The 722-nt window shown below is 41.3% G+C and carries 1 protein-coding gene; it reads left to right on the top strand.

What is annotated here, in order from left to right:
- A partial coding sequence (locus HR060_RS19140) for a hypothetical protein (protein WP_174201862.1) occupies window positions 1-722 on the top strand: 722 nt, incomplete at both ends.

Below are 722 nucleotides of genomic sequence, written 5' to 3'. Positions count from 1 at the left end.
GATAAACATTTCGCGGGTTGGTTCTCATTAGGGTGCATGTTTTTGGGGTTTGCAGGTAGCTGCTGCTGCGCTATGTTTCTGCCTTATTGGTTGTTTTTTGGTAAAGAGCCTTTCCCAATAATTGCATATTTATCCGTTCTTATATGGAATTTATTTTGGTTAAATGCCTTTCCTTGGAGCATGCGAGTTGGTTCGGATAATATTATTTATTTTGATCGCTTAACTGGCCGGGTTGGCTATACCAAAGCTTTTAACCATCAAACCGAAAAAGATGAATTTGGTAACCCCAGTTTTGCTTGGCAAGATATTGTTTGTACTACCCAATATGTTGTTACTACGCAGTATGGTAATCAGGCTCATATCCCTTATATTCAACATCGTGATTTGGATTCTTACCCAGAATCTGGGGTTGAAGTTGCGTTATCAGAATCAGCCAATAGCCGCACCTATTGTTATTTATTTTGGGAAGAGGTGTGCCGATTTATGGATAACACCAAACCATTACCCGATGTACCTGTATATGAAGCGGTAAGACACCTTGACCCAGTTACCGCCGCTTTTGATAAGGAAAATGGCAGGCCGGCACGCTTTTGGCAAGATATGAGCTTTGAGCAGCAAAATAAAATTGAAAAAGAGTTGACCTCTGAAGCGTTTAATTTTGCCTTTGATAAACCACAAGCCGAAATTACCAAACCGTGGGAAGTCTGGCCGATAGACCCAGC

Origin of the sequence: Marinifaba aquimaris, from assembly GCF_013328345.1 — a bacterium.
Lineage (GTDB): Bacteria > Pseudomonadota > Gammaproteobacteria > Enterobacterales > Alteromonadaceae > Marinifaba > Marinifaba aquimaris.
This window is presented reverse-complemented; position numbering and strand designations above follow the sequence as displayed.